Source organism: Burkholderia sp. ZZQ-2, assembly GCF_050768715.1.
Classification (GTDB): Bacteria; Pseudomonadota; Gammaproteobacteria; order Burkholderiales; family Burkholderiaceae; genus Burkholderia; species Burkholderia cepacia.
Genome location: NZ_LDVA01000326.1, coordinates 22,350 through 48,955, shown reverse-complemented (window position 1 = coordinate 48,955; position 26,606 = coordinate 22,350). Strand labels below are relative to the sequence as shown.

Genomic DNA, 26,606 nt, shown 5'->3' with positions numbered 1-26,606 from the left:
CGGCCAGACGGTCGGTGGTCGCGGCAGGCAGGTCGGCCGCGCGCTCGTCCAGCGCGCGGCGCACCTTCAGCGCGAATTCGTGTTCTCGATTTGCGGGAGCGGAGCTCATAGCGTGATTCCTTTGGCCTTGAGCGCTTGCGCCAGGGTGTGGGTGGCTCGCGAGCAGTGCGTCTTGACGCTGCCCTCGGAGCACCCCATTGCGGCGGCAGTCTCGGCGACATCCATATCTTCCCAATAACGCATCAGGAACGCTTCCCGTTGACGCGTCGGAAGTTTCTGGATTTCTTCGTCGATCAGGGCCAGAACCTGCTCTCGTTCGAGGCGGTGCTCGCTGCTTTCGACGCCCGCGTTGTCGTCCGCGGATTCGAGGGTTTCGAGCGGGTCGAAATCGTCGTCGTCGGTGTTGTTCAGCGACGAGAACAGCGTGACCCACGTGTTGCGGACCTTCTGCCGGCGGAACCAGTCGTGGATTGCGTTCTGCAGGATCCGCTGAAAAAGCAGCGGCAGCTCGGCCGCCGGCCGGTCGCCGTACTTCTCCGCAAGCTTGATCATCGCGTCCTGCACGATGTCGAGCGACGCATCGTCGTCACGCACGGCGTACGCGGCCTGCTTGAACGCGCGCCTTTCGACGCCCGCCAGAAAGTCGGCGAGTTCCTTGTCTGATGCCATTCCGTGAAGGTATGCGCTGCGGGCCGCTGCGTGGTGAAAAAGGTCGAAAAATTTCGTAAAACCCGCGGATGCTATCAAATTTTCGTGCCGCTTGGCACCGGGGCGGGCGCCGCACGTTGCGCGCGAGCCGCGGCGGCGGGGTGCCGGGCGGGGCCCATGATGCGCTGCGGGATATTTTGCTTGACGACCCATTCGCGACCCGCTATCGTCAGCGATTCGCAACATGAAGTGATGGTCTCATTTGAGGCTGGCCCAAGAAGCCTGCCCTTCAAACTGGACGCGCCGCTTGAACCCGAGCCACAAGCCCGGCAGAGAGCACCCGATCAATTTTTTGCCGAAAATTCGAAAGGTCAAAATGAACATGCCCAGCGCGGAATTCTCCACGTCGGAACCCCTTTCCCCTCCCGATAGCGACTCCATCGGCGGCACCGTGCTCATGAAGGCACTGGCCGATGAAAACGTCGAATTCATCTGGGGCTACCCCGGCGGCTCGGTACTCTACATCTACGACGAGCTTTACAAGCAGGACAAGATTCAGCACGTGCTGGTGCGCCACGAACAGGCGGCCGTGCACGCAGCCGATGCGTATGCGCGTTCCACCGGCAATGTCGGCGTCTGCCTCGTGACGTCGGGCCCCGGTGTCACCAACGCGGTGACCGGCATCGCAACGGCGTACATGGATTCGATCCCGATGGTCGTGATCAGCGGCCAGGTGCCCACGGCCGCGATCGGCCAGGATGCCTTCCAGGAGTGCGACACCGTCGGCATCACGCGTCCGTGCGTGAAGCACAACTTCCTCGTGAAGGACGTGCGCGACCTCGCGGAAACCGTCAAGAAGGCGTTCTACATCGCTCGCACCGGCCGTCCGGGCCCCGTGCTGATCGACATCCCGAAGGACATCTCGAAGACGCCGTGCCAGTACGAGCCGGTCAAGAGCGTGTCGCTGCGTTCGTACAACCCCGTCACGAAGGGCCATTCGGGCCAGATCCGCAAGGCCGTGTCGCTGCTGCTGACGGCGAAGCGTCCGTACATCTACACGGGCGGCGGCATCATCCTCGCCGACGCGTCGCGCGAACTGAACCAGTTCGCGGACCTGCTCGGTTACCCGGTCACGAACACGCTGATGGGCCTCGGCGGCTATCGCGCATCGGACAAGAAATTCCTCGGCATGCTCGGCATGCACGGCACCTACGAAGCGAACATGGCGATGCAGCACTGCGACGTGCTGATCGCGATCGGTGCCCGCTTCGACGACCGCGTGATTGGCGATCCGGCGCACTTCGCGTCGCGTCCGCGCAAGATCATCCACATCGACATCGACCCGTCGTCGATCTCGAAGCGCGTGAAGGTCGACATCCCGATCGTCGGCGACGTGAAGGAGGTGCTGAAGGAGCTGATCGAGCAGCTGCAGACGGCCGAGCATGGCCCCGACACCGAAGCCCTCGCGCAATGGTGGAAGGACATCGAGGGCTGGCGCTCGAAGGACTGCCTGAAGTACGACCGCGAAAGCGAGATCATCAAGCCGCAGTACGTGGTCGAGAAGGCGTGGGAGCTGACGGACGGCAATGCGTTCGTGTGCTCGGACGTCGGCCAGCACCAGATGTGGGCGGCGCAGTTCTATCGTTTCAACAAGCCGCGTCGCTGGATCAACTCCGGCGGCCTCGGCACGATGGGCTTCGGCCTGCCGGCAGCGATGGGCGTCAAGATGGCGCACCCGGACGACGACGTGCTGTGCATCACGGGCGAAGGCTCGATCCAGATGTGCATTCAGGAGTTGTCGACCTGCCTGCAGTACGACACGCCCGTGAAGATCATTTCGCTGAACAACCGCTATCTCGGCATGGTTCGCCAGTGGCAGCAGATCGAATACAGCAAGCGCTATTCGCATTCGTACATGGATGCGCTGCCTGACTTCGTGAAGCTCGCCGAAGCGTACGGCCATGTCGGCATGCGGATCGAAAAGACCTCGGATGTGGAGCCGGCGCTGAAGGAAGCGCTGCGCCTGAAGGACCGCACCGTGTTTCTCGACTTCCAGACCGATCCGACCGAAAACGTCTGGCCGATGGTACAGGCCGGCAAGGGCATCACCGAGATGCTGCTCGGATCGGAAGACCTGTAACGGCGCGACGCACGCCTGGGCCGAAGCGGCCGCCTTCACGAAGGGCGGTGCGGCACGCGGCGGCGCGCGGCGCGAGTGAATCGACACGGACACATTCTGGAAGAAGCGAACATGAGACACATCATTTCCGTCCTGCTGGAGAACGAACCGGGCGCGCTGTCGCGCGTGGTCGGTCTGTTTTCCGCACGCGGCTACAACATCGAAACCTTGACGGTGGCGCCGACCGAAGACCAATCGCTGTCGCGGCTCACCATCGTTTCCATTGGCTCCGACGACGTGATCGAACAGATCACGAAGCATCTGAACCGCCTGATCGAGGTGGTGAAAGTGGTGGACCTGACCGACGGTGCACACATCGAACGCGAGCTGATGCTGATCAAGGTACGTGCAGTGGGCAAGGAGCGCGAAGAAATGAAGCGGATGGCGGACATTTTCCGCGGCCGCATCATCGACGTGACCGAAAAGACCTACACGATCGAATTGACGGGCGCGAGCGACAAGCTCGACGCATTCATTCAGGGGCTGGACGCGGGCGCGATCCTCGAGACCGTGCGCACCGGCAGCTCCGGCATCGGACGCGGCGAGCGCATCCTGAAGGTGTGATGCCGACATTGCCAAAGTGGCACGCCGGGTGCGCCGTCATGTCCCGGCCCGCAGTACTCCATCCGAACGAATTGTTGAATTTTTGAATTAGCGAAGGAACCATCATGAACGTTTTCTACGACAAAGACGCTGACCTCTCCCTCATCAAGGGCAAGCAAGTCACGATCATCGGCTACGGCTCGCAAGGCCATGCACACGCGCTGAACCTGAAGGACAGCGGTGTCAACGTGACGGTCGGCCTGCGCAAGGGCGGCGCGTCGTGGAGCAAGGCCGAGAACGCCGGCCTGTCGGTCAAGGAAGTCGCGGAAGCGGTGAAGGGCGCCGACGTCGTGATGATGCTGCTGCCGGACGAGCAGATCGCCGACGTGTACGCGAAGGAAGTGCACGAGAACATCAAGCAAGGCTCGGCGCTGGCATTCGCGCACGGCTTCAACGTCCACTACGGCGCGGTGATCCCGCGCGCCGACCTCGACGTGATCATGATCGCGCCGAAGGCACCGGGCCACACCGTGCGCGGCACGTACTCGCAAGGTGGCGGCGTGCCGCACCTGATCGCGGTTGCGCAGAACAAGTCGGGCGCGGCACGCGACATCGCGCTGTCGTACGCTGCGGCGAACGGCGGCGGCCGTGCCGGCATCATCGAGACGAACTTCCGTGAAGAAACCGAAACCGACCTGTTCGGCGAGCAGGCCGTGCTGTGCGGCGGTACCGTCGAGCTGATCAAGGCTGGTTTCGAAACGCTGGTCGAGGCAGGTTACGCGCCGGAAATGGCGTACTTCGAGTGCCTGCACGAACTGAAGCTGATCGTCGACCTGATCTACGAAGGCGGCATCGCGAACATGAACTACTCGATCTCGAACAACGCCGAGTACGGCGAGTACGTGACGGGCCCGCGCATCGTCACGGAAGAGACGAAGAAGGCGATGAAGCAGTGCCTGACCGACATCCAGACGGGCGAGTACGCGAAGAGCTTCATCCTCGAGAACAAGGCAGGCGCACCGACGCTGCAGTCGCGCCGTCGCCTGACGGCCGAGCACCAGATCGAGCAGGTCGGTGCGAAGCTGCGCGCGATGATGCCGTGGATCGCGAAGAACAAGCTCGTCGACCAGACGAAGAACTAAGCACCGCGTGCTGTTCCGGCCCCTCGAATAGAGGGCCGGTACCAAAAAGCCGCCCGAAGGCAGCAGTGCCCCGGGCGGCTTTTGTTATGCTACGGGCTTTGCAATTCACCGAACACAGAACGAATCCATGAACTATCCTCATCCGATCATCGCGCGCGAAGGCTGGCCGTTCATCGCGATTGCAGCCGTCATCGCGCTGTTGATCCATGCCGTCGGGGGCTTCGGCTTCGCGTGGCCGTTCTGGCTGCTGCTCGTCTTCGTCGTCCAGTTCTTCCGTGATCCGCAGCGCCCGATCCCGGCGCAGCCGAACGCGGTGCTGTGCCCGGCAGACGGCCGCATCGTCGCGGTCGAGACCGCGCAGGACCCGTACGCGAACCGCGAAGCGCTGAAGATCAGCGTGTTCATGAATGTCTTCAACGTCCATTCGCAGCGTTCGCCGGTCGATGGCGCGATCTCCAAGGTCGAGTACTTCCCGGGTGCGTTCCTGAACGCGGCGATCGACAAGGCGTCCACCGAGAACGAGCGTAACGCGGTCGTGATCCAGACGGCGAGCGGCAAGACCGTGACCGCCGTGCAGATCGCCGGCCTCGTCGCACGCCGGATTCTCTGCTACGTGCGCGCCGGCGAGCCGCTGTCGCGCGGCCAGCGCTACGGTTTCATCCGCTTCGGTTCGCGCGTCGACGTGTACCTGCCGCTCGGCAGCCGCGCGAAGGTGTCGATCGGCGAGAAGGTCTACGCGTCGTCGACGATCCTCGCCGAGCTCGAACAGTAAGCGGCGGGGCGCACGATGGCCGCATTCAAACCGCGTCGGCCGCGCAACGGCGCCGGCCAGACGCCACGCCCGTTCCGCCGCAACAAGGGGATGGCCGCCGATCCGGTGCCGATCGAGAGCCGCCGCGCCGCGCGTCAGCGGTTCCTGAAGACGCGCGGCATCTACCTGCTGCCGAACGCGTTCACGACCGCCGCGCTGTTCTGCGGCTTCTTCGCGGTCGTGCAGGCGATGAACGTGCGCTTCGAGATCGCCGCAATCGCGATTTTCGTGGCGATGGTGCTCGACGGGATGGACGGGCGCGTCGCGCGGATGACGCATACGCAGAGCGCGTTCGGCGAGCAGTTCGACAGCCTGTCGGACATGGTGTCGTTCGGTGTCGCGCCCGCGCTCGTGATGTACGAGTGGGTGCTGAAGGATCTCGGCCGCTGGGGCTGGCTCGCCGCGTTCGTCTACTGCTCGGGCGCCGCGCTGCGCCTCGCGCGTTTCAACACGAACATCGGCGTCGTCGACAAGCGTTTCTTCCAGGGGCTGCCGAGTCCGGCCGCCGCCGCGCTGATTGCGGGCTTCGTGTGGCTCGCCACCGACAACCGCGTGCCGATGAAGCTCGGCTGGCTGCCGTGGGTCGCATTCGTGCTGACGATCTATGCGGGCGTGACGATGGTGTCGAACGCGCCGTTCTACAGCGGCAAGGCGCTCGACGTGCGGCACCGCGTGCCGTTCGCGGCGATCCTGCTGGTCGTCGTCGCGTTCGTGCTCGTGTCGTCCGACCCGCCGCTGATGCTGTTCTGCCTGTTCGTGCTGTACGGGCTGTCCGGCTACGTGTTCTGGGCCTACATGGCCGTGCGCGGGCGGGCAAACCCCGCGCGCTCGTCGCAGCGCGATCACTGACGCGCGTTGTTTACCCGGAAACGGCGGCCTCGGGGCCGCCGTTTTCATTTGTCCCCTGTTCGGCCCGGACTGCCGGAAACCCCGGGTGCCGTCCGATTGCGCACCCAACGGAATGCCGCTATAGTCTTCGGCATGACTGCATTTTCCCGCCTCTCCCTCCTTCTAGCCGGTGCGCCGCTACGCGCGCTAGCTTCGGCGCGCCTGCCGCGCTGACCGTTCCCGCCCTCCGTCAAGCTTCGTCTGTTGTTGAGCGTCGCCAACGGTGGCGCGATCTCATTACGTTTGACTTCCGTATAAAGAGCCCTGGAGCCCCCCATGACAGACAAGCTGATCATTTTCGATACGACGTTGCGTGACGGCGAACAATCGCCCGGCGCGTCGATGACGAAGGAAGAGAAAATCCGCATCGCGAAGCATCTCGAGCGGATGAAGGTCGACGTGATCGAGGCCGGCTTCGCGGCCAGCTCGAACGGCGATTTCGACGCGATCCACACGATCGCCGGTCTCGTGAAGGACAGCACGATCTGCTCGCTGGCGCGGGCCAACGACAAGGACATCCAGCGTGCGGCCGACGCGCTGAAGCCGGCCAACAGCTCGCGGATCCACACGTTCATCGCGACGTCGCCGCTGCACATGGAGAAGAAGCTGCGCATGACGCCGGACCAGGTGTTCGAGCAGGCGCGTCTTGCGGTGCGTTTCGCACGCAAGTTCACCGACAACGTCGAATTCTCGCCGGAAGACGGCAGCCGTTCGGACCTCGACTTCCTGTGCCGCGTGCTGGAAGCCGTGATCGCCGAAGGGGCGACGACCATCAACATCGCCGACACGGTCGGCTACGGCGTGCCCGAGCTCTACGGCAACCTCGTGAAGACGCTGCGCGAACGCATTCCGAACTCGGACAAGGCGATCTTCTCCGTGCATTGCCACAACGACCTCGGGATGGCGGTGGCGAACTCGCTCGCGGGCGTGAAAATCGGCGGCGCGCGCCAGATCGAGTGTACGATCAACGGTCTCGGCGAGCGCGCGGGCAACACGTCGCTCGAGGAAATCGTGATGGCGGTGAAGACCCGCAAGGACTACTTCGGCCTCGACGTCGGCATCGACACGACGCAGATCGTGCCGACGTCGAAGCTCGTGTCGCAGATCACCGGTTTCGTCGTGCAGCCGAACAAGGCGGTGGTCGGCGCGAATGCGTTCGCGCACGCATCGGGCATCCACCAGGACGGCGTGCTGAAGGCGCGCGACACCTACGAGATCATGCGCGCGGAAGACGTGGGCTGGACCGCGAACAAGATCGTGCTCGGCAAGCTGTCGGGCCGTAACGCGTTCAAGCAGCGCCTGCAGGAGCTTGGCGTGTCGCTCGACAGCGAAAGCGAACTGAACGCGGCGTTCATGCGCTTCAAGGATCTGGCCGATCGCAAGGCCGAGATCTTCGACGAGGACATCATCGCGATCGTGTCCGAGGAATCGGCGCTCGCACACGAGCAGGAACACTTCAAGTTCGTGTCGCTGTCGCAGCACTCGGAAACGGGCGAGCAGCCGCACGCGAAGGTCGTGTTCGGGGTCGACGGCAAGGAAGTGACCGGCGAGGCGCGCGGCAACGGCCCGGTCGACGCGACGTTCAATGCGATCGAGAGCGAAGTCGGCAGTGGTTCCGAGCTGCTGCTGTATTCGGTGAACGCGATTACGACCGGTACGCAGGCGCAGGGTGAAGTGACTGTCCGGCTGTCGAAGAGCGGGCGGATCGTCAACGGCGTCGGCACCGATCCGGACATCGTCGCCGCATCCGCGAAGGCGTACATCTCGGCGCTGAACAAGCTGCATTCGAAGGACGACAAGGTCAATCCGCAGCGCTCGTAAGCGCCGCGCGTCGCGCATCACCGAAACGCCCCGTGCGGCCCTGCGCCGCCGGGGCGTTTTTCATGCGCCGCTCATTCGGCGGCCGGCGCACGGAACAGCCAGCGGCGCGCGGCCGTGCGCGGCACCGGGCTGCGGCGCCGGAACTCGACGGCGATGCTACGTCGCGGCGCATCGGCGACGAACGCGTCGAGCAGTTCGAGCACGTCGTGATCGATGTAATCGGCGCGTGTCGCGTCGATGATCACCGCGGCCCGGTCGGGAATGTGCCGCAGGTGATGCTTGACCTGCACCTTGCCGAGAAACGACACGTCCTTGCGGAACGACAGCAGGAAGTGGTCGTCGTGCTGCGCGAGCGTCACGGGGCTTTTCAGGTTCGCGACGGCGACGGCCAGCACGCTGCACGCGAGGCCGAGCGCGATGCCGAACAGCAGGTCGACCGCGAGCACGCCGGCGATCGTCGCGGCGAACGGCACGAAGGCGGCCGGCCCCTGTTTCATCACCGAGCGGAACAGCGCCGGTTTCGCCAGCTTGAAGCCGGTATGGATCAGGATCGCGGCCAGGCTCGCGAGCGGGATCAGGTTGATCAGCCCGGTGAGCGCGAACACGCTCGCGAGCAGCAGCATCCCGTGCACGATCGCCGACATCCGGCTTTGCGCGCCCGCGTTGACGTTCACCGAACTGCGCACGATCACCGACGTGATCGGCAGCCCGCCGACCGCGCCCGCGACGAGATTGCCGACGCCCTGGGCCTTGAGTTCGCGATCGGGCTGGGTCGGCCGGCGCTTCGGGTCGATCTGCTCGACGGCTTCGAGGCTCAGCAGCGTCTCGAGGCTCGCGACGACCGCGAGCGTGATCGCGACGCGCCACACGTCCGGATTGACGAGCTGAGCGAAGTTCGGGCCGAGCTCCGCATGCTTGAGCGACGCCGCAAAGGCCGCGAACGAGCCGAGTTCGGGCAGCGTCACGCGATGGGCGGCGCCCGGCGCGACCGACGGTGCGACGATGCTCAGCACGAGCGTGGCGCCGATACCCAGCACGACGACCGCAAGCGGAGCCGGCACCGAGCGCACCAGCGCGAAGCGGCGCAGCGCGGGCGTGTCCCACGCGATCAGCAGCGCGAGCGACGCAAGCGCGATGGCCGTGGCGGCCCACGCGACCGGCAGGCCGGGCCAGTTCGCAAACGATTGCGCGGCCGAGCCGCCGATACCGAACGCGAACGGAATCTGTTTCACGATCAGCAGCAGGCCGATCGCCGCGAGCATGCCCTTGATGACGGGTGACGGAACGTAGGCGGCGAAGCGGCCAGCGCGCAGCATGCCGAACCCGAACTGCAGGACGCCGGACAGCAGCACCGCGAGCAGGAATGCGGAGAAGCTGCCGAGTTGTGCGATGCCTTCGACGACGATCACAACGAGGCCGGCGGCCGGCCCGCTGACGGACAGCGACGAGCCGCTCAGCAGCGCGACGACGATGCCGCCGACGATGCCGGATACGAGCCCGGCAAACGGTTCGACACCGGATGCATTGGCGATGCCGAGACACAGCGGCAGCGCGACGAGGAACACGACGACGCCGGCGACGATGTCGCGCGGCAGGGTGGACAGGCGCTGGTTCAGTTTCATGGTCGGGATGATTTCATTGGCTTTGGGGGCAGGTCAGCCGAGCGCGCAGGCCGCGACGGCCTGCACGGGTTCGACGTCGGCGGGCGGGGTGGTGTAGCCGGAATCGAGTTCCTTCAGGCGGCCGTCCGCGAGCGAAAAGATCCAGCCGTGCACGAGCGGTGGCCGTTCGCGGCCCCGCACGATCGGGGACGCACGCAGCAGCCGCACCTGCTCGAGCACGTTGAGCTCGGCGAGGCGGTCGGCGGCGGCCGTGTCGTCGAGCCCGTCCAGCGTGTCACGATGGCGTCGCGCGAGCGCGCACAGCGGCGCGATGCGGCGTGCGACGTGCGGAAGATCGGACGGCGGCGGCAGCAGCGATGCGCGTACGCCGCCGCACCCGTAGTGCCCGCACACGATCACGTGGTCGACCTGCAGCACGCGCACCGCGTACTCGAGCACGCTGGCGGAATTGTCGTCGTCGGGATGGAACAGGTTCGCGATGTTGCGATGGACGAACAGCTCGCCGGGTGCGCAGTGTGTGATGGTTTCGGCCGGCACGCGGCTGTCGGCGCAGCCGATCCACAGCACGCGCGGGTTCTGGCCGCGCGCGAGCGCGTCGAAGAAACCGGGCGTGTGTTCACGCGTTTCGCGGGCCCAGGCGATGTTGGCAACCAGCATGCTCTTGGGGCGATTCATGAGGACTCCTTTGAGATAAAGGCAATCGAATATCGGCAAAAATGACGAAATGGCATTCTTTCTAAATTGAAAGGTTGAGTTTCGACTGATATTAGGGGTATGCCCTAGCGCTTCGGGGGTGTTGAAACAAATTGTTTCAAATTGGTTTGGCGTAGTGCATTGCATGCACCAACTCACCGCATGATATGCACTGCGCGTGCCTGTTTTCAGGCAAAGGCCCGTATGACGGGGATGTCAGCGAATTGCCATCGGCATGTCATCGATCGGAAAAGATTTCCGTCGCATTCGCCGAATTAATAAGCCGGCGGAAAAAAGGAAATGGCCATTCACGCAATGATTCGTGAATGGCCATCGAGATAATTGCGCGTAAATGCGTAATCGGTCAGAACAGGTTGCGGCGGTCGGGGTCGTGCAACGGGTCGGGTGTTTTCTGCGTGATGCGCAGGATGCCCTGCGGGTCGAAGTAGAAGCTGTACATCATGTACCAGACGTTGTCCTCGAGATACCGGTACGTCCATACCTCGCGCTTCATCAGCGGGAAGTAGGACGTCTCGACGGGGCGTCCGAAGTTGACGAGGACGTCGGTCTTCGTCCACTTGCCGATCTCCGCACGATAGAACTCGCTCGGCTGCAGGACCTGGCGCACGTTGACGATCTTGTGGGCCGCATCGACGTCGGCCGCGACGGTGATCTCGCCCATCGGCTGGGTTGGCCACATCAGGCGCTTGCCGCCGCCGGGCAGGTCGTAGATCTCGCGCGGCGGGCCCATGCGTGCGACGATCGCCGACTCGTCCTGGCCGGCCTGGTATTGCTGCCACGGTTGCGCGCAACCGGTCAGCAGCGCGGCGGCGCTGGCGAGCAGCACCGGCAGGCGCGCGGAAATGCGAATGCGCATGGGGATTCTCCAGAACACGGAAACAAGTCCCGTTTTATCACGGACGGCGAGCGATCGCGCATCGCTTGGAAAAAATCGGTGCGGATCGCCGGCACGGTCACGCTTGCGGGCGGCGGGGGCGCCGGCCTATGATCCGCGCTTCTCGGGCTGATTGAAGGGCAGGTGGCCGATGCAGGGGTGGAAGCGGTGCGCGCTCGCGTTGAGCGCGGGGTGGATGCTGGTGTCGTCCGCATTTGCCGGCGGCGAGCCGGTGCGGATCGCGCTGATCGAAGGGATGTCGGGCCCGTTCGCGAACGCGGGCGCGGCGGTCGAGCGCAACCTGCGCTTCGGCGTCGAGCAGGTGAACGCGGCGGGCGGCGTGAAGCTGCGCGACGGCGCGCACCCGCTCGAACTCGTCGTGCTCGACAGCAAGGGCAGCCCCGAGGAGGCGCTCGTGCAGCTGCGCGCGGCCGCGGATCGCCACATCGGTTTCGTCACGCAGGGCAACAGCTCGGCCGTCGCGGCCGCGCTCGTCGCGGCGCTCGACAAGCTGAACGCGCGCGATCCGGACAACCGGATGCTGTTCCTCAACTATTCGGCCGACGATCCGGCGCTGACCGGCGCGCGCTGCAGTTTCTGGCATTTCCGCTTCGATGCGCACGCCGGCATGCGGATGGCCGCACTCGCGGACGTGATGGCACGCGACCGCGCGCTGCGCAAGGTCTACCTGCTGAACCAGGACTACAGTTTCGGCCACGACGTCAGCACGCTCGCACGGCAGGCGCTGGCCGCGCGGCGCCCGGACGTGACGATCGCCGGCGACGAGTTCCACCCGATCGGCCGGATCAAGGATTTCTCGCCGTATATCGCGAAGATCCGCGCGAGCGGCGCCGACGCCGTCGTGACCGGCAACTGGGGCAACGACCTCACGCTGCTCGTGAAGGCGGCGCGGGAGCAAGGGCTGAATGCGAAGTTCTACACGTTCTACGGCAACAGCCTCGGCGCGCCGGCAGCCCTCGGCGACGCCGGTGTCGGGCGGGTCGTCGCCGTGGCGGACTGGCACCCGAACGCAGGCGGTGCGAAATCGGATGCGTTCTACCGGGCGTTCCGGAACCGTTTTCCGGCCGCCCAGGACGACTATCCGGTGCGGCGGATGAGCCTGATGATCGAGATGCTGGCCGCCGCGATGAACCGTGCGGGTTCGGCCGACCCTGTCGCGGTCGCGCGTGCGCTCGAGGGTCTGTCGTTCGACGACGGTTTCCATGCGTCGCGGATGCGCGCGCAGGACCATCAGTTGATCCAGCCCCTTTACGTGATGGAGATGGACAAGGCCGGCACGCCGGGCGTGCGCTTCGATAACGAGGGGTCGGGCTATGGCTTCCGGACGGTGCTCGCGGTGCCGGCGCAGCGTACCGAGATGCCGTCCGCCTGTTCGATGACACGCCCGTGACAGGGGGCGGTAAGAACGGCGTGGAGTTGTGCTACAATGCCCGCCGGTTGTAAGTCACGGCACGGCCATTCTTCCGTGTCCGCCTGTTCAGTTAGAAAGTAGAAACCAAGGAAATCTCATGTCTGTTGCAGATATCAAGAAGTCGGAAGTCGTTGCTCAGTTCGCCCGCGGTACGAACGACACGGGGTCGCCCGAAGTCCAGGTCGCACTGCTGACCGCACGTATCGTCGAACTGACGGGTCACTTCAAAACCCACGCGAAGGATCACCACAGCCGCCGCGGCCTGCTGCGCATGGTGAGCCGCCGCCGCAAGCTGCTCGACTACCTCAAGGGCAAGGATGCCGACCGTTACCGCGCACTGATCGAGAAGCTGGGTCTGCGTAAGTAATCGAGGCGATTGCCGCCAGCAAGATGCCTGTGTCAGTCCGCTGATACAGGCATTTTGTTTTTGCGCGTTGCGTAGCGTCACACGCATCGCAGGCTGTCCGGCACGACCGTGCGGGGCCGCCGCAACGACTGATACCGGGGCAGGATTTGTGTCATTCCAGCGCGTCGCTGCACGAGTGCCGCGCTGGAATGGCATAAAAAACACACCTTGCTCCGGGTGATTCGGTCGGGACGCCGCCGCGCGGGATGGCCGGCGCGGCGAATGAAATGCATGAATTCAAAGGAGCAACCATGTCCATGTTCAACAAGGTCGTGAAGGAATTCCAGTGGGGCCAGCACAAGGTGCGCCTCGAAACCGGTGAAGTCGCTCGCCAGGCAAGCGGCGCCGTGATCGTCGACGTCGAAGACACCGTCGTGCTGGCAACCGTCGTCGGCGCGAAGTCGGCGAAGCCGGGTCAGGACTTCTTCCCGCTGACCGTCGATTACCTCGAGAAGACCTACTCGGCCGGCAAGATCCCGGGTGGCTTCTTCCGTCGCGAAGGTCGTCCGTCGGAGCACGAGACGCTGACGTCGCGCCTGATCGACCGTCCGCTGCGCCCGCTGTTCCCGGAAGGCTTCTACAACGAAGTCCAGGTCGTGATCCACGTGCTGTCCGTGAACCCGGAAATCCCGGCGGACATCCCCGCGCTGATCGGCGCATCGGCTGCGCTCGCCGTGTCGGGCCTGCCGTTCAACGGCCCGGTCGGTGCTGCGCGCGTTGCCTACATCGACAACGCCTACGTGCTGAACCCGACGCGTGACCAGATCAAGGCATCGAGCCTCGACCTCGTCGTCGCGGGTACGGAGCGTGCGGTGCTGATGGTCGAATCGGAAGCCGACCAGCTGTCGGAAGACGTGATGCTGGGCGCCGTGGTGTTCGGCCACGAGCAGATGCAAGTCGCGATCGACGCGATCCACGAACTGGTGCGCGAAGGCGGCAAGCCCGAGTGGGACTGGCAGCCGGCGCCGAAGAACGAGGCGCTGATCGCACGCGTGACCGAGCTGGCACAGAACGACCTGCTCGCCGCTTACCAGCTGCGCGACAAGCAAGCGCGTTCGGCGAAGCTGAAGGAAGTTTACGCAGCGACCTCGGCGAAGCTCGAGGAAGACGCACTGGCAGCCGGTACGGCGGCGGCCGACAAGGCCACCGTCGGCAACGTGCTGTTCGACATCGAAGCGAAGATCGTCCGTTCGCAGATCCTGAACGGCGAGCCGCGTATCGACGGCCGCGACACGCGCACCGTGCGCCCGATCGAGATCCGTACCGGCGTGCTGCCGCGTACCCACGGCTCCGCGCTGTTCACGCGCGGCGAAACGCAGGCGCTGGTCGTCGCGACGCTCGGCACGAAGGGTGACGAGCAGATCATCGACGCGCTCGAAGGCGAATACCGCGAGCGCTTCATGCTCCACTACAACATGCCCCCGTTCGCGACCGGCGAAACGGGCCGCGTCGGCTCGCCGAAGCGTCGCGAAATCGGCCACGGCCGCCTCGCGAAGCGCGCGCTGGTCAAGTGCCTGCCGAGCGCCGACGAATTCGGCTACTCGATCCGCGTCGTGTCGGAAATCACCGAATCGAACGGTTCGTCGTCGATGGCATCGGTGTGCGGCGGCTGCCTCGCGCTGATGGACGCCGGCGTGCCGATGAAGGCGCACGTCGCGGGTATCGCGATGGGCCTGATCCTCGAAGGCAACAAGTTCGCGGTGCTGACCGACATCCTCGGCGACGAAGATCACCTCGGCGACATGGACTTCAAGGTCGCGGGCACCGAGCAGGGCGTGACCGCGCTGCAGATGGACATCAAGATCCAGGGCATCACGAAGGAAATCATGCAGGTCGCGCTCGCGCAGGCGAAGGAAGGCCGCATGCACATCCTCGGCAAGATGACGTCGGCGGTTTCGGGTGCGAACACGCAACTGTCGGAATTCGCGCCGCGCATGATCACGATCAAGATCAACCCGGAAAAGATCCGCGACGTGATCGGCAAGGGCGGTTCGGTGATCCGCGCGCTGACGGAAGAAACGGGCACGACCATCGACATCTCGGACGACGGCGTCGTGACGATCGCGAGCACGAACAGCGACGGCATGGCCGAAGCGAAGAAGCGCATCGAGCAAATCACGGCCGAGATCGAAGTCGGCCAGGTGTACGAAGGCACGGTTCTGAAGCTGCTCGATTTCGGCGCGATCGTGAACCTGCTGCCGGGCAAGGATGGCCTGCTGCACATCTCGGAAATCGTCAACGAGCGTGTGAAGGACATCAACGACTACCTGAAGGAAGGCCAGCAAGTGAAGGTCAAGGTCATCCAGACGGACGAAAAGGGTCGCGTGCGCCTGTCGGCGAAGGCGCTGCTGAATGAAGCAGCGGCAGCTGCGCAGTCGGATACGCCGCCGCAGCAGTAAGCGGGCAGGCAGACGAACGGCCGGCAGTGCGAAAGCGTGCCGGCCGTTTTTTCTGTAGCATCGTTGTGCGGCGCAGCAGTGCCGGCAACGCGTCCGTGCCGCGTGCGGGCGCACCATCCGATTCCGATCCTGATCCCGGAGCGACCATCACCATGAAAGCCATCGAAATCACCGAATTCGGCGCCCCCGACGTGCTGAAGCTCGCGGAGCGGCCGCGCCCCGAACCGAAGCGCGGCGAAGTGCTGATCAAGGTGGCGGCTTCCGGCGTGAACCGGCCCGACGTGTTTCAGCGCAAGGGCGCGTATGCGCCGCCGCCGGGCGCGTCGGATCTGCCGGGCCTCGAGGTCGCGGGTGAGGTCGTCGGCGGCGACCTGTCCGACGCGGCGCTGAACCCGTTCGGCCTGAAGCTGGGCGATCGTGTGTGTGCGCTTCTCGCGGGCGGCGGTTATGCCGAGTATGCGGTCGCGCCGCTGCTGCAATGCCTGCCGGTACCCGACGGGCTTACGGATATCGAGGCCGCGTCGCTGCCCGAAACGTTCTTCACCGTATGGAGCAACGTGTTCGACCGTGCGCAGCTCGGTGCGGGCGAGGGCGGCGAGCAGGAGACGCTGCTCGTGCAGGGCGGCTCGAGCGGCATCGGCGTGACGGCGATCCAGATCGCGCATGCGCTTGGTTTTCGCGTGTTCGCGACGGCCGGTACTGCCGACAAGTGCCGCGCGTGCGAGGCGCTCGGCGCCGAGCGGGCGATCAACTACAAGACGGAAGACTTCGTCGAGGTCGTGAAGTCGCTGACGCACGATCGCGGCGTCGACGTGATCCTCGACATGGTGGCGGGCTCGTACGTGCCGCGCGAACTGTCCGCACTCGCGGATGGCGGCCGTCTCGTGCTGATCGCGCTGCTCGGCGGCGCGAAGGCCGACGTCAACCTCGGCGAGATCCTGCGTCGCCGGCTGACGATCACGGGTTCGACGCTGCGCCCGCGTCCGGTCGAGTTCAAGGCGCAGATCGCCGCGCAACTGAAGGCGCGCGTGTGGCCGCTGATTGCCGATGGCCGTATCAAGCCGGTGATCTATCGTGTATTGCCGGCCGCGGATGCCGCGCAGGCGCATGCGCTGATGGAAAGCAGCGAACACACCGGCAAGATCGTCCTGGATTGGGGGTCGAACGCCTGACGGCCCGTGTGGCCGGGCTTGACATGCGCGGTTTGACCGGTTCAAGCCGTGCGCAGTAAAATCGCGGGTTTGCTTCGCCAGATCAAACCTGACGGCCGGTTTCCGGCACGTTAATGACCAAGCGGTGACGAGACAGACACGATGTCGAAACAGAGAACTAAGCGTGTGATCGGCAACTGGAAGATGCACGGCCGGCTGGCCGGCAACCAGGCGTTGCTGAACGAAGTGGTGCAGGGTGCGGGCGCGGTGGCGGCCGAAACATCGGTCGGCGTGTGCGTGCCGTTCCCGTATCTCGCGCAGGTTCAGGCGCAGCTCGACGGCGGCCGTGTCGCCTGGGGGGCGCAGGACGTGTCGGCGCACGAACAGGGCGCGTTCACCGGCGAAGTGGCGGCCGCGATGGTCGCGGAGTTCGGCGCACGCTATGCGATCGTCGGTCATTCGGAGCGTCGCGCGTATCACGGCGAGCGCAACGAGACGGTCGCGGCGAAGACGCAGCGCGCGCTCGCGGCGGGGCTCACGCCGGTCGTGTGCGTTGGCGAGACGCTCGACGAGCGCGAGTCGGGTGCGACCGAGCAGGTGGTCGGTGCGCAGCTCGACGCAGTGCTTGCCGTGCTGACGGCCGACGAGGCTGCGCGCATCGTCGTCGCGTACGAGCCGGTCTGGGCGATCGGCACGGGCAAGAGCGCGACGTCGGCGCAGGCACAGGACGTGCATGCGTTCCTGCGTGGGCGTCTCGCGGCAAAGGGTGCGGCGGACGTGTCCGTGCTGTACGGCGGCAGCGTGAAGCCGGACAACGCGGAAGAGCTGTTCGCGCAGCCGGACATCGACGGTGGCCTGATCGGCGGCGCGTCGCTGAAGGCGGAAGATTTCCTGGCGATCTGCCGGGCCGCGCGATAAGCGGTCCGGGATCGAATTGAACCATGAGGGCGGCCGGTCGTTCCGGTCGCCCGATCCAATCGGGTGGGTGTGATGCTGTTATTCAAGACGCTGATTATTGTGGTGCAGGTGCTGTCTGCACTCGGTGTGATTGGTCTCGTGCTGCTGCAGCACGGCAAGGGTGCCGACATGGGTGCTGCGTTCGGCAGCGGCGCGTCGGGCAGCCTGTTCGGTGCCACGGGGTCGGCAAACTTCCTGTCGCGTACGACGGGCATTCTCGCGACGATCTTCTTCGTCGCGACGCTGGCGCTGACGTATCTCGGTTCGTACAAGTCGACGCCGTCGGCCGGTGTGCTCGGCACGGCAGCGACCGCGCCGGCATCGGCACCTGCAGCATCGGCGCCGGTAGTCGCGGCATCCGCCGCCGTTGCGGGTTCGGCTGCGAGCGCGCCGGGCCAGGATGTCCCGAAATAAAAAGTTAAAATTTTTGCGATTGTGCGTTGAACAATTCCGGGACTCAGGTTAGAATTTAATTCTTGAAGCGATTCGCGGGAAACAAGTAGTTACAACCCCGGTTGCATGCAGTGCCGACGTGGTGAAATTGGTAGACACGCTATCTTGAGGGGGTAGTGGCGAAAGCTGTGCGAGTTCGAGTCTCGCCGTCGGCACCAAAGTTACTCAATGCCAGCCGCTTCTAGTGGCTGGCATTTTTCATTTCTGGGGTGTGCTTGCGGTTGTCTTGCGATCGCGTGCACTCCGAAATGATTCCTTCCGCCGGAAGTGGTATTCTCCGGACGCTCAGAACCAACCGATAGAGGATTGCCTTGAACCTCGCAGCCTATTACCCCGTCTTGTTGTTCCTCCTCGTGGGCACTGGTTTAGGTATAGCGCTGGTCAGCATCGGCAAGCTTCTTGGTCCCAACAAGCCGGACGTCGAGAAGAACGCACCGTACGAGTGCGGCTTCGAAGCCTTTGAAGACGCCCGGATGAAATTCGACGTCCGGTACTACCTCGTCGCCATCCTGTTCATCATCTTCGATCTCGAAACCGCATTCCTGTTTCCGTGGGGCGTCGCGCTCCGGGACATCGGCTGGCCGGGTTTCATCGCAATGATGATTTTTCTGCTCGAATTCCTGCTGGGCTTTGCCTATATCTGGAAGAAAGGCGGCCTCGACTGGGAGTGATGGGTTAATCGCCGGTTTGCATGGGCGGCCACGCTCGGTCGCTCGTCTGGAGTGGAAAGCAAATGAGTATCGAAGGGGTCTTGAAGGAAGGGTTTGTCACCACGACGGCTGACAAGCTGATCAACTGGACGCGTACCGGCTCGCTGTGGCCGATGACGTTCGGGCTCGCGTGTTGCGCCGTCGAAATGATGCATGCGGGCGCGGCCCGTTACGACCTGGACCGGTTCGGCGTCGTGTTCCGCCCGAGCCCGCGTCAGTCGGACGTGATGATCGTCGCCGGCACGCTCTGCAACAAGATGGCGCCCGCGCTGCGCCGCGTGTACGACCAGATGGCCGAGCCGCGCTGGGTGATCTCGATGGGATCGTGCGCGAACGGCGGTGGCTACTACCACTACTCGTACTCGGTGGTTCGCGGCTGCGACCGGATCGTACCGGTCGACGTCTACGTGCCGGGCTGTCCGCCCACGGCCGAGGCGCTGGTCTACGGCGTGATCCAGCTTCAGGCGAAGATCCGCCGCACCAATACCATCGCCCGTCAATAAAGCCCCGAGCGTCCCCTCAATATGGCAAGCAAAATCGAGACCCTCAAGGCAAACCTCGAAGCCGCGCTCGGCGCGCGCGTGGTAAGCCTCACCGAAGCGATCGGTGAACTGACGCTCGTCGTGAAGGCGAGCGATTACCTCGAAGTCGCAAAGACGCTGCGCGACGATCCGAAGCTCCGTTTCGAGCAGCTGATCGACCTGTGCGGCGTCGACTACCAGACCTTCGGCGACGGCGCCTACGACGGCCCGCGTTTCGCGGCCGTGTCGCACCTGCTGTCGGTCACGAACAACTGGCGTCTGCGCCTGCGTGCATTCGCGCCGGACGACGACCTGCCGATCGTGGCATCGCTGGTCGACATCTGGACTTCCGCGAACTGGTACGAGCGCGAAGCGTTCGACCTGTACGGCATCGTGTTCGAGGGCCACCCCGACCTGCGCCGCATCCTCACCGACTACGGCTTCATCGGCCACCCGTTCCGCAAGGACTTCCCGGTGTCGGGTTACGTCGAAATGCGTTACGACCCGGAAGAGAAGCGGGTCGTGTACCAGCCGGTGACGATCGAGCCGCGCGAAATCACGCCGCGCGTGATCCGCGAGGATCGCTATGGCGGTCTGAAACATTAAGGGGGCGTCATGGCAGAAATCAAGAACTACACGCTCAACTTCGGCCCGCAGCACCCGGCAGCGCACGGCGTGCTGCGCCTCGTGCTCGAGCTCGACGGCGAAGTCATTCAGCGTGCCGATCCGCACATCGGCCTGCTGCACCGCGCGACGGAAAAGCTCGCGGAATCCAAAACTTTCATCCAGTCCGTGCCGTACATGGACCGTCTCGACTACGTGTCGATGATGGTCAACGAGCACGGCTACGTGCTCGCGATCGAAAAGCTGCTCGGCATCGAAGTGCCTGAGCGCGCCCAGTACATCCGCGTGCTGTTCGACGAGATCACGCGCGTGCTGAACCACCTGATGTGGATCGGCGCGCACGCACTCGACGTCGGCGCGATGGCGGTGTTCCTGTACGCATTCCGCGAACGCGAAGACCTGATGGACGTGTACGAAGCGGTGTCCGGTGCCCGGATGCACGCGGCGTACTACCGTCCGGGCGGCGTCTACCGCGACCTGCCTGACGCAATGCCGCAATACAAGGCGTCGAAGATTCGCAACGAGAAAGCGCTCGCGAAGATGAACGAAGCGCGCAGCGGCTCGGTGCTCGACTTCATCGACGACTTCTTCACGCGCTTCCCGAAGTGCGTCGACGAATACGAAACGCTGCTCACCGACAACCGGATCTGGAAGCAGCGTCTGGTCGGGATCGGCGTGGTCAGCCCGGAACGTGCGCTGCAGATGGGCCTGACGGGCCCGATGCTGCGCGGCTCGGGCATCGCCTGGGACCTGCGCAAGAAGCAACCGTACGAAGTGTACGATCGCATGGATTTCGACGTGCCGGTCGGCGTGAATGGCGATTGCTACGACCGCTACCTGGTTCGCGTCGAAGAAATGCGCCAGTCGATCCGTATCGCGAAACAGTGTATTGAGTGGCTCCGCAAGAATCCGGGCCCGGTGATGACCGACAATCACAAGGTTGCACCGCCGTCGCGCGTCGGCATGAAGACCAACATGGAAGACTTGATTCACCACTTCAAGCTCTTCACCGAAGGTTTCCATGTGCCGGAAGGCGAAGCGTACGCGGCGGTCGAGCATCCGAAGGGTGAGTTCGGCATCTACCTCGTGTCGGACGGTGCCAACAAGCCGTATCGCCTCAAGATTCGCGCACCGGGTTTCGCGCACCTGGCGTCGCTCGACGAAATGGCGCGCGGTCACATGATCGCCGACGCCGTCACGATCATCGGTACGCAGGACATCGTGTTCGGCGAAATCGATCGCTAATGGTTGCGCCGCCCGTTTGTCGCGGGCGGCGAGCGGTAAGTCACACGCGAAGTCACATGCTGCATGCGCTGAACCGGCGCGGCTTCGCAAGCTGTCAACAGAGTGAGCGCCAGGTCTGCCGTCCATGCACCCCAGTGTGCGGCAGGTTGTTCGTTCGGTAGGAATTGAAAGAGTCGTGTCTGAAAATGATCTCAGCTGAAGGCCTGAAGGAAATCGATCGAGCGTTGACGAAGTATCCCGCCGATCAGAAACAGTCCGCCGTGATGTCGGCGTTGGCCGTTGCTCAGGAAGAGCACGGCTGGCTGTCGCCCGAACTGATGCAGTTCGTTGCGGACTATCTCGGCATGCCGGCCGTTGCCGTGCAGGAAGTCGCGACGTTCTACACGATGTACGAGCTCAACCCGGTCGGCAAGCACAAGATCACGCTCTGTACGAACCTGCCGTGCCAGCTTGGCCCGCACGGCGGCGCGGAAGCGACTGCCGACTACCTGAAACAGAAGCTGGGCATCGGCTTCGGCGAGACCACGCCTGACGGCAAGTTCACGCTGAAGGAAGGCGAATGCATGGGCTCGTGCGGCGATGCGCCGGTGCTGCTGGTGAACAATCACAGAATGTGCAGCTTCATGAGCCGCGAGAAGATCGACCAGCTGCTTGAGGAGCTCTCGAAATGACGTCCCTCCACGACCGTCACATCAAACCGCTGATCCTCGCTGGTCTGAACGGCGAGAACTGGCATCTCGAAGATTACGTCGCGCGCGGCGGCTACAAGCAGCTGCGCCGCATTCTCGAAGAAAAGATTCCGCCCGAGCAGGTGATCGCCGACGTCAAGGCGTCGGGCCTGCGCGGCCGCGGCGGTGCGGGTTTTCCGACCGGCCTGAAGTGGAGCTTCATGCCGCGCCAGTTCCCGGGGCAGAAGTACCTCGTCTGCAACTCGGACGAAGGCGAGCCGGGTACGTTCAAGGATCGCGACATCCTGCGCTGGAACCCGCACGCGCTGATCGAAGGCATGGCCATCGGCGCGTACGCGATGGGCATTACCGTCGGCTACAACTACATCCACGGCGAAATCTTCGAAGTGTATCGACGCTTCGAGGCCGCGCTCGATGAAGCGCGTGCAGCGGGTTTCCTCGGCGACAACATCATGGGCTCGGAATTCTCGTTCCAGCTGCACGCGCACCACGGTTACGGCGCGTACATCTGCGGCGAGGAAACGGCGCTGCTCGAATCGCTCGAAGGCAAGAAGGGCCAGCCGCGCTTCAAGCCGCCTTTCCCGGCGAGCTTCGGCGTGTACGGCAAGCCGACCACGATCAACAACACCGAGACGTTCGCCGCGGTGCCGTTCCTGCTGTCCATCGGGCCGCAGAATTACCTCGAGATCGGCAAGCCGAACAACGGCGGCACGAAGATTTTCTCGGTATCGGGCGACGTCGAGCGTCCGGGCAACTACGAAGTGCCGCTCGGCACGCCGTTCGCGACGCTGATGGAGCTCGCCGGGGGGATGCGCGGCGGCAAGAAGATCAAGGCCGTGATTCCGGGCGGGTCGTCGGCACCGGTGATCCCGGGCGACATCATGATGCAGACGGATCTCGACTACGATTCGATCGCGAAGGCGGGCTCGATGCTCGGTTCCGGCGCGGTGATCGTGATGGACGAGACGCGCTGCATGGTGCGCTCGCTGCTGCGCCTGTCGTACTTCTACTACGAGGAATCGTGCGGCCAGTGCACGCCGTGCCGTGAAGGCACCGGCTGGCTGTATCGCGTCGTGAACCGTATCGAGCACGGCGAAGGCCGCCAGGAAGATCTGGACCTGCTGAACTCGGTGGCCGAGAACATCATGGGCCGCACGATCTGTGCACTCGGCGATGCGGCGGCGATGCCGGTACGCGGGATGCTCAAGCACTACTGGGACGAATTCGCGTACCACGTCGAGCACAAGCACTGCATGGTCGGCGGCCACGCGCACGCGGCGGCGGCCTGAAGCGAACCCGGTTGCGGAATTTGAGCGCACGGTCGGGCGAAGGCGCGAACGGGCGGAAATAGGTTAAGGACCATTCACCATCATGGTTGAACTTGAAATAGACGGCAAGAAGGTCGAGGTGCCCGAAGGCAGCATGGTGATCCAGGCTGCGCACAAGGCGGATACGTACATTCCTCACTTCTGCTATCACAAGAAACTGTCGGTTGCGGCCAACTGCCGGATGTGTCTCGTCGAAGTCGAGAAGATGCCGAAGGCCGTGCCTGCCTGTGCGACTCCCGTGTCGGCCGGCATGATCGTCCATACGCAATCCGACAAGGCCGTGAAGGCGCAGCAGTCGGTGATGGAATTCCTCCTCATCAACCACCCGCTCGACTGCCCGATCTGCGATCAGGGCGGCGAATGCCAGCTGCAGGATCTGGCGGTCGGCTACGGCAAGTCGTCGTCGCGCTACTCGGAAGAAAAGCGCGTGGTGTTCCACAAGAACGTGGGCCCGCTGATCTCGATGGAAGAGATGTCGCGCTGCATCCACTGCACGCGCTGCGTCCGCTTCGGCCAGGAAATCGCCGGCGTGATGGAGTTCGGCATGCTGGGCCGCGGCGAGCACTCGGAAATCACGACGTTCGTCGGCAAGACGGTCGATTCCGAAATGTCGGGCAACATGATCGACCTGTGCCCGGTCGGCGCGCTGACCAGCAAGCCGTTCCGCTACAGCGCCCGTACGTGGGAACTGTCGCGCCGCAAGTCGGTGAGCCCGCACGATTCCGTCGGCGCGAACCTCGTCGTGCAGGTGAAGAACAACCGCGTGATGCGCGTGCTGCCGTTCGAGAACGAAGCGATCAACGAATGCTGGATCTCGGACAAGGACCGCTTCTCGTATGAAGGCCTCAACAGTGAAGAGCGCCTGACGAAGCCGATGCTGAAGCAGGGCGGCCAGTGGATCGAAACCGACTGGCAGACCGCGCTCGAATACGTCGCGAAGGGCCTGAAGGGCATCGCCGCGGATCACGGCGCGAACGCGCTGGCGATGCTCGCGAGCGCGCACAGCACCGCCGAAGAGCTGTTCCTCGTGAAGCAGCTCGCCAACGAACTGAAGACGCCGAACGTCGATTTCCGTCTGCGTCAGCAGGATTTCTCGGCGCCGGTCCAGGGCGCACCGTGGCTCGGCATGCCGATCGCCGACCTGTCGAACGTGGATGCCGCGTTCGTCGTCGGTTCGTTCCTGCGCCGCGACCACCCGCTGTTTGCCGCCCGCCTGCGTCAGGCCGCGAAGAACGGCGCGAAGCTGCACTTCCTGCACGCGACCGGTGACGACGCACTGATCCCGACCGCGCAGCGCATCGTTGCCGCGCCGTCGGCATGGCTCGACCAGCTGGCCGGCATCGCTGCCGCGGTCGCGCAACTGCGCGGCGTCGCGCTGCCCGACGCGCTGGCTGGCGTTACCGCATCGCCGGCCGCGCAGGCTGTCGCCCAGTCGCTCGCGAACGGCGAACGCCGTGCGGTGCTGCTCGGCAACGTCGCGGTCCGCCATCCGGAATTCGCGAAGCTGCACGCCGTCGCCAAGTGGATCGCCGACAACACCGGCGCCACGTTCGGCTTCCTGACGGAAGCGGCGAACACGGTCGGCGCGCACGTCGTCGGCGCACTGCCGGGCGAAGGCGGCCTGAACGCACGTGAAGCGTTCGCGCAGCCGCGCAAGGGCTACGTGCTGCTGAACGTCGAGCCGGAATTCGACACCGTTGATCCGGCACAGGCATTGGCCGCGCTGAACCAGGCGGAAATGGTCGTCGTGATGTCGCCGTTCAAGCACGGCCTCGACTACGCCGACGTGCTGCTGCCGGTCGCGCCGTTCACGGAGACGGCCGGCACGTACGTGAATGCGGAAGGTACCGTGCAGAGCTTCAACGGCGTCGTGCGCCCGCTCGGCGACACGCGTCCGGGCTGGAAGGTGCTGCGCGTGCTCGGCAGCCTGCTCGGCCTGCCGAACTTCGAATACGAGACCGCGGAAGAAGTGCGTCTCGCTGCGCTCGGCGACGCCGGCGTCGCGGGCCGCCTGTCGAACCAGACGTCGGTCGCGCCGGTGCGCGCCGCCGCGAATGCCGCGAACGGCGGCTTCGAGCGTCTGGCCGATGTGCCGATCTATCACGCCGATGCGCTCGTGCGCCGCGCAGGTGCGCTGCACCTGACGGCCGCCGCGAAGGCGGCGAATGCCGCAGCCCTGCCGGCCGTGCTGTTCGACAAGCTGGGCTTGAAGGAAGGCGACGCGGTGCGCGTGCGCCAGGGCGAGCGTGCGGTGCAGTTGCCGGCCGTGCGCGACGCGAATCTTGCGGAGACGGTCGTTCGCGTGTCGGCGGCAACGCCTGCCGGCGCAGCGCTCGGCAGCCTGTCCGGTGAACTGGTGGTGGAGAAGGCGTAAATGAGCTTGTTCGATACGATCAACGCGGGCGGGTCCCAGCTTCTCGGCTTCGCATGGCCGACGGTGTGGGCCGTCGTGCGCATCCTCGTCGTCTCCGTCGTCATCCTGCTGTGCGTCGCGTACCTGATTCTGTGGGAACGCAAGCTGATCGGCTGGATGCACGTGCGTCTCGGCCCGAACCGCGTCGGCCCCGGCGGCCTGCTGCAGCCGATCGCCGACGTGCTGAAGCTGCTGCTGAAGGAAGTCATTCAGCCGAGCGCCGCCAGCCGCTGGCTGTACCTGATCGCGCCGGTGATGACCGTCGTGCCGGCGTTCGCCGTGTGGGCCGTGATCCCGTTCCAGGCCGAAGCGGTCCTCGCGAACGTGAACGCGGGCCTGCTGTACGCGATGGCGATCTCGTCGATCGGCGTGTACGCGGTGATTCTCGCGGGCTGGGCATCGAACTCGAAGTACGCGTTCCTCGGCGCGATGCGCGCCGCGGCACAGATGGTGTCGTACGAAATCTCGATGGGCTTCGCGCTGGTGCTGGTGCTGATGACGGCCGGCAGCCTGAACCTGTCGGAAATCGTGGGTTCGCAACAGCACGGTTTCTTCGCCGGCCACGGCGTGAACTTCCTGTCGTGGAACTGGCTGCCGCTGCTGCCGGCGTTCGTCGTCTACTTCATTTCGGGCATCGCCGAAACGAACCGCCACCCGTTCGACGTGGTGGAAGGGGAGTCGGAAATCGTTGCCGGTCACATGATCGATTACTCGGGCATGGCGTTCGCGCTGTTCTTCCTCGCCGAGTACATCAACATGATCGTGATCTCGGCGCTGGCTGCGACGCTGTTCCTCGGTGGCTGGGACGCACCGTTCGAATTCCTGTCGTTCATCCCGGGCATCTTCTGGCTGGTGCTGAAGGTCTTCGCACTGCTGTCGGTGTTCATCTGGGTCCGCGCGACGTTCCCGCGCTACCGTTACGACCAGATCATGCGTCTGGGCTGGAAGGTGTTCCTGCCCGTCACGGTGATCTGGGTGGTCGTGGTCGGCTGCTGGATGATGTCGCCGCTGAACATCTGGGTGAAGTAAGGACGAA

The 26,606-nt window shown here is 64.5% G+C and carries 25 protein-coding genes and 1 tRNA gene; 21 read left to right on the top strand and 5 right to left on the bottom strand.

The genetic code is table 11. The features are described from left to right. Together ABY44_RS30340 and ABY44_RS30335 are read right to left on the bottom strand one after the other, a co-directional pair. Positions 1-109 (bottom strand): DUF3619 family protein (locus ABY44_RS30340; RefSeq protein WP_431643018.1); only part of this gene is annotated, 109 nt, incomplete at its 3' end. Beyond that, positions 106-669 (bottom strand): RNA polymerase sigma factor, encoded by a 564-nt coding sequence (locus tag ABY44_RS30335; RefSeq protein WP_027784998.1) that lies wholly within the window; start codon positions 667-669, stop codon positions 106-108. The genes ABY44_RS30335 and ABY44_RS30340, both read right to left, overlap by 4 nt. A gap of 355 nt (positions 670-1,024) precedes the next feature. On the opposite strand from ABY44_RS30335, the gene ABY44_RS30330 reads away from it, so the two are divergent. From ABY44_RS30330 to ABY44_RS30305, 6 genes are all read left to right on the top strand, one after another. Continuing rightward, on the top strand, positions 1,025-2,788 hold the full coding sequence (locus ABY44_RS30330) for an acetolactate synthase 3 catalytic subunit (RefSeq protein ID WP_043188873.1): 1,764 nt from the start codon (positions 1,025-1,027) through the stop codon (positions 2,786-2,788). A gap of 111 nt (positions 2,789-2,899) precedes the next feature. Continuing rightward, positions 2,900-3,391 carry an acetolactate synthase small subunit gene (gene ilvN, locus ABY44_RS30325; protein ID WP_011352712.1) on the top strand — a complete coding sequence of 164 codons (492 nt, stop codon included), beginning with the start codon at positions 2,900-2,902 and terminating at the stop codon, positions 3,389-3,391. A gap of 104 nt (positions 3,392-3,495) precedes the next feature. After that, positions 3,496-4,512 (top strand): ketol-acid reductoisomerase, encoded by a 1,017-nt coding sequence (ilvC, locus tag ABY44_RS30320; RefSeq protein WP_021162800.1) that lies wholly within the window; start codon positions 3,496-3,498, stop codon positions 4,510-4,512. 127 nt (positions 4,513-4,639) lie between these two features. Beyond that, positions 4,640-5,284 carry a phosphatidylserine decarboxylase gene (locus ABY44_RS30315; RefSeq protein ID WP_011352710.1) on the top strand — a complete coding sequence of 215 codons (645 nt, stop codon included), beginning with the start codon at positions 4,640-4,642 and terminating at the stop codon, positions 5,282-5,284. A gap of 15 nt (positions 5,285-5,299) precedes the next feature. Continuing rightward, the gene (gene pssA, locus ABY44_RS30310; RefSeq protein ID WP_021162801.1) at positions 5,300-6,172 is read left to right on the top strand and encodes a CDP-diacylglycerol--serine O-phosphatidyltransferase; all 873 of its coding nucleotides are present in this window, start codon (positions 5,300-5,302) and stop codon (positions 6,170-6,172) included. Positions 6,173-6,487: 315 nt separating this feature from the next. Further along, on the top strand, positions 6,488-8,032 hold the full coding sequence (locus ABY44_RS30305; protein ID WP_027786861.1) for a 2-isopropylmalate synthase: 1,545 nt from the start codon (positions 6,488-6,490) through the stop codon (positions 8,030-8,032). 71 nt (positions 8,033-8,103) lie between these two features. Here the strand turns inward: ABY44_RS30305 and ABY44_RS30300 are convergent, their stop codons facing one another. From ABY44_RS30300 to ABY44_RS30290, 3 genes are all read right to left on the bottom strand, one after another. After that, a complete protein-coding gene (locus ABY44_RS30300; RefSeq protein ID WP_060172971.1) occupies positions 8,104-9,654 on the bottom strand; it encodes a SulP family inorganic anion transporter in 1,551 nt (516 codons plus the stop codon). Positions 9,655-9,687: 33 nt separating this feature from the next. After that, on the bottom strand, positions 9,688-10,329 hold the full coding sequence (locus tag ABY44_RS30295) for a carbonic anhydrase (RefSeq protein ID WP_027786863.1): 642 nt from the start codon (positions 10,327-10,329) through the stop codon (positions 9,688-9,690). Positions 10,330-10,711: 382 nt separating this feature from the next. After that, on the bottom strand, positions 10,712-11,224 hold the full coding sequence (locus ABY44_RS30290; protein WP_027786864.1) for a hypothetical protein: 513 nt from the start codon (positions 11,222-11,224) through the stop codon (positions 10,712-10,714). A 169-nt stretch (positions 11,225-11,393) separates the two neighbouring features. Between ABY44_RS30290 and ABY44_RS30285 the strand changes: the two genes are divergently transcribed. From ABY44_RS30285 to nuoH, 15 genes are all read left to right on the top strand, one after another. After that, positions 11,394-12,653, top strand: a complete 1,260-nt coding sequence (locus ABY44_RS30285) for a branched-chain amino acid ABC transporter substrate-binding protein (protein WP_059649240.1) — start codon at positions 11,394-11,396, stop codon at positions 12,651-12,653. 118 nt (positions 12,654-12,771) lie between these two features. After that, on the top strand, positions 12,772-13,041 hold the full coding sequence (gene rpsO, locus ABY44_RS30280; protein WP_006398792.1) for a 30S ribosomal protein S15: 270 nt from the start codon (positions 12,772-12,774) through the stop codon (positions 13,039-13,041). A gap of 290 nt (positions 13,042-13,331) precedes the next feature. Beyond that, on the top strand, positions 13,332-15,479 hold the full coding sequence (pnp, locus tag ABY44_RS30275) for a polyribonucleotide nucleotidyltransferase (protein WP_027786866.1): 2,148 nt from the start codon (positions 13,332-13,334) through the stop codon (positions 15,477-15,479). 152 nt (positions 15,480-15,631) lie between these two features. Then, positions 15,632-16,651, top strand: a complete 1,020-nt coding sequence (locus ABY44_RS30270; protein WP_060172972.1) for an NAD(P)H-quinone oxidoreductase — start codon at positions 15,632-15,634, stop codon at positions 16,649-16,651. A 141-nt stretch (positions 16,652-16,792) separates the two neighbouring features. Then, positions 16,793-17,548: a triose-phosphate isomerase gene (tpiA, locus tag ABY44_RS30265; protein WP_021162811.1), complete on the top strand. Its 756-nt coding sequence runs from the start codon at positions 16,793-16,795 to the stop codon at positions 17,546-17,548. 72 nt (positions 17,549-17,620) lie between these two features. Further along, positions 17,621-18,001, top strand: a complete 381-nt coding sequence (gene secG, locus ABY44_RS30260) for a preprotein translocase subunit SecG (protein ID WP_027786867.1) — start codon at positions 17,621-17,623, stop codon at positions 17,999-18,001. Positions 18,002-18,113: 112 nt separating this feature from the next. After that, positions 18,114-18,198: transfer RNA gene (locus ABY44_RS30255), tRNA-Leu, on the top strand. A gap of 153 nt (positions 18,199-18,351) precedes the next feature. Further along, positions 18,352-18,711, top strand: coding sequence for an NADH-quinone oxidoreductase subunit A (locus ABY44_RS30250; RefSeq protein ID WP_006398798.1), 360 nt, complete (start codon positions 18,352-18,354; stop codon positions 18,709-18,711). Positions 18,712-18,773: 62 nt separating this feature from the next. After that, positions 18,774-19,253: a NuoB/complex I 20 kDa subunit family protein gene (locus tag ABY44_RS30245; protein WP_006398799.1), complete on the top strand. Its 480-nt coding sequence runs from the start codon at positions 18,774-18,776 to the stop codon at positions 19,251-19,253. Positions 19,254-19,274: 21 nt separating this feature from the next. Then, positions 19,275-19,877: an NADH-quinone oxidoreductase subunit C gene (locus tag ABY44_RS30240; protein ID WP_006478264.1), complete on the top strand. Its 603-nt coding sequence runs from the start codon at positions 19,275-19,277 to the stop codon at positions 19,875-19,877. Between the two features lie 9 nt (positions 19,878-19,886). Then, positions 19,887-21,140 (top strand): NADH-quinone oxidoreductase subunit D, encoded by a 1,254-nt coding sequence (locus ABY44_RS30235; protein ID WP_006478265.1) that lies wholly within the window; start codon positions 19,887-19,889, stop codon positions 21,138-21,140. Positions 21,141-21,325: 185 nt separating this feature from the next. Continuing rightward, positions 21,326-21,811, top strand: a complete 486-nt coding sequence (gene nuoE / locus ABY44_RS30230; protein WP_006756903.1) for an NADH-quinone oxidoreductase subunit NuoE — start codon at positions 21,326-21,328, stop codon at positions 21,809-21,811. After that, positions 21,808-23,118, top strand: a complete 1,311-nt coding sequence (gene nuoF / locus ABY44_RS30225; RefSeq protein WP_006478267.1) for an NADH-quinone oxidoreductase subunit NuoF — start codon at positions 21,808-21,810, stop codon at positions 23,116-23,118. Before nuoE ends, nuoF begins: the two co-directional genes overlap by 4 nt. An 82-nt stretch (positions 23,119-23,200) precedes the next feature. Next, a complete protein-coding gene (gene nuoG, locus ABY44_RS30220; protein WP_060172973.1) occupies positions 23,201-25,531 on the top strand; it encodes an NADH-quinone oxidoreductase subunit NuoG in 2,331 nt (776 codons plus the stop codon). Then, positions 25,532-26,599, top strand: a complete 1,068-nt coding sequence (nuoH, locus tag ABY44_RS30215; RefSeq protein WP_027786869.1) for an NADH-quinone oxidoreductase subunit NuoH — start codon at positions 25,532-25,534, stop codon at positions 26,597-26,599. Positions 26,600-26,606: the final 7 nt, after the last annotated feature.